Below are 2,832 nucleotides of genomic sequence, written 5' to 3'. Positions count from 1 at the left end.
CAATTGATTTTAAGGGGCCAAAGCGTTACCGCGCAGGAGAGAACCGATGGTTTTAGCAGTAATCTTCATCTGTACGAGAGGATTAGCGGGAACAACGGTTTTATAGAGATAACTGTCAAAAGTCATCTTCTGTACGTCCTTATCGGAACACATTTCCACAAAAGCTTCCCGGGTGGCATCGGTACGGTAGAAAACTCGTTGCAGAATATCTAACACCAGATAGGTCATACCGTATTTCTTATCCCAACGCTTGAGGTAGAGTTTTAACTCGTCCTCTGTGGGAATACGTTGGCCGCCGTTAGTGACTTCGACAATGGTTTCCGCACACATCCGCGCTGATTTAGCGGCGAAATAGATGCCTTCTCCCGAAGACTTGGTAACTGTTCCCGCAGCATCACCAACGAGGGCCACACGACCGACTACACGACGAGGACGGGGATGTTCGGGGATGGGGTGAGCCTCCACGCGGATGATTTCGCCACCTTCCAGACGACGGGCCGCACGAGCGCGAATACCAGCCTGTAGGTCTTTAATCATGGCTTTATTGACCTTCATTGTGCCAGTACCGACGGCGACGTGATCGTATTTGGGGAATACCCAAGCGTAGAAGTCGGGGGATACGTCTTTTCCTACATACATTTCCGCCAGATCTTCGTAGTAGGCCATTTTATCTTGGGGAAGACGGATGCGTTCTTGGAAAGCGATCGCATAGTTGTAATCCCCAGCATCAATAGCTTTAGCAATGCGAGAATTGGCACCGTCGGCACCGATAACCACATCCACCTTCAGAGATTTCATTTCCCCTTGGGAATTGCCGTGGGAGTGATCGGCGTAGTGTAGGGTGTAGGGATCGGTGCTATTGGTGGGAATGTCGAGACCGTAAACGGTTCCGTTGATTAAATGCGCTCCTAATTTATGGGCGCGTTCTCTCATAAAACCGTCGAGGACTTCCCGACGACACATACCGATATATTCGTCTTGATTATCGAGATTAATATCGACTTCGACGTTAGAGGGGGAGATCATTTTCATTTTTCTCACCCGGCGATCGATAATTTCAGGAGGTAGGTCAAATTCGCTCACCATACAGAGAGGAATCGCTCCACCACAGGGTTTAGCATTATCTAATTTGCGTTCAAATAAATAGGTTTCAATGCCTGCTTTAGCTAATGTTTCTGCCGCCGAAGAACCGGCCGGCCCTGAACCCACAACAGCGACTCTTAACACTCAGGTTTTCTCCTACATACTTACGAGCGAGTACGCTTTGCAGTGTACCACAGGGGTTTAGCCGAAAGGAACGGGATTCTCCGATTCTGCCCGATCTTGCAACAGTGCTTAACATCCTCTGTTACAAAAGTTTATTTTACTGCCCGTAGATGTTTTTTTATCGATGTGTTGTATTGTGTTACACCCCTCTCCCAAACTGGAAAAGGGGATAGCTGCGAGGATTGTTAACCTCTTGCTTTCAACCAATCGCTAATAGCGGGGGGTAAATCCCGTTGCACTTTGCCACTGACATACATTCCGATATGTCCGACGGGGAAAGCACAAGCGGTATAGTCAGAAGTACCGATATAATTCCCTAAAGCGAGGGAAGAAGCGGGAGGGACAAGGTGATCTTTATCCGCATAAAGATTGAGAATTGGCATAGTCAGATTGTGTAAATCTACCCGTTTATCTCCTAACATCACTTCCCCTTTAATCAGTTTATTTTGCTGATAGAAATCCTTGAGAAACTGTCGGTAGGATTCTCCTGCTTGGTCGGGACTATCAAAAATCCATTTTTCCATACGCAGAAAATTAACTAATTTTGATTCGTCTTCCATGATGTCAGGAAAATCGAGGTATTTCTGATAACCTAACTGTAAAGGTTTCAATTCCAGAAACTCTAAGTTGAGAAAATCTCCCGGGATATTGCCCATGGTATCTACCATTAAATCGATGTCTAACGCTTCGGAACCCAGGGAACATCCCCCGCGCATATTTAAGAGGGTCTCGGTTTGATAAAAGTCCACCGGTGTCACCATTGTCACCAGATTTTTTATCTTATCAGGATAGAGGGAACTATAGCATAAACTAAAGGTTCCTCCCTGACAGATTCCTAAGAGATTAATCTTGTCGAGATGGTGACTTTGACGAATAAAATCGACGCAATTATCCACATAACCATTGATATAATCATCAAGGGTTAACCAGCGATCGCTTCTGGTGGGATATCCCCAATCAATTAAGTAGATATCTAAGCCTAATTTCAGCAGATTGGCCACTAAAGAACGCCCTTCCTGTAAATCTACCATGTAGGGACGATTGACCAAAGCATAAACCATCAGCAAGGGAATCTCGAAGGGTTTTTCAACCACGGGTTTAAAGTGGTAGAGAATGATTTTATCTTCCCGATAAACTGCTTCTTTTTCTGAGACTCCACACTGAATATCTTCTTCTTTAACTCGTTTGAGATTGTCCAAACCTTTGAGATTTTTCTGAGTTAATTCTAGATAATCTTGGGTAAAGTCTTCCAGTTTCACTTGCGTCAAAAATGGCCACATAATTTAATTCTCCTAGGGAAGTAGGGTGATAGGGAAGTGGGGAAGTGGGGAAGTGGGGATTTTTCAGTGAGCAGTGAACAGTAATCAGTAATCAGTGAAAAGAAAGTTCCTAAGTTTTCACCTAACACTATATACTTAAAACTGCAATCCGATAACTGATAACTGATAACTGATAACTGATAACTGATAACTGATAACTGATAACTGATAACTGATAACTGATAACTGATAACTGATAACTGATAACTGATAACTGATAACTGATAACTGATAACTGATAACTGAT

The 2,832-nt window shown here is 44.0% G+C and carries 2 protein-coding genes; both read right to left on the bottom strand.

Annotated elements, in window-relative coordinates:
- Positions 1-9: 9 nt before the first annotated feature.
- The gene (gene chlP, locus O9324_RS20695; protein WP_002735532.1) at positions 10-1,227 is read right to left on the bottom strand and encodes a geranylgeranyl reductase; all 1,218 of its coding nucleotides are present in this window, start codon (positions 1,225-1,227) and stop codon (positions 10-12) included.
- Between the two features lie 224 nt (positions 1,228-1,451).
- A complete protein-coding gene (locus O9324_RS20690; RefSeq protein WP_193955935.1) occupies positions 1,452-2,546 on the bottom strand; it encodes a class III poly(R)-hydroxyalkanoic acid synthase subunit PhaC in 1,095 nt (364 codons plus the stop codon).
- Positions 2,547-2,832: the final 286 nt, after the last annotated feature.

The organism is Microcystis sp. LE19-84.1B (genome assembly GCF_027531875.1).
Taxonomy (GTDB): Bacteria; Cyanobacteriota; Cyanobacteriia; order Cyanobacteriales; family Microcystaceae; genus Microcystis; species Microcystis panniformis.
The sequence above is the reverse complement of the archived record's forward strand: the minus strand, read 5'-3'. Positions and strand labels throughout refer to the sequence as shown.

Coding starts and splice junctions, on each gene's coding strand:
- O9324_RS20690 (WP_193955935.1), bottom strand. CDS start 2,546: ATGTGGCCATTTTTGACGCAAGTGAAACTGGAAGACTTTACCCAAGAT.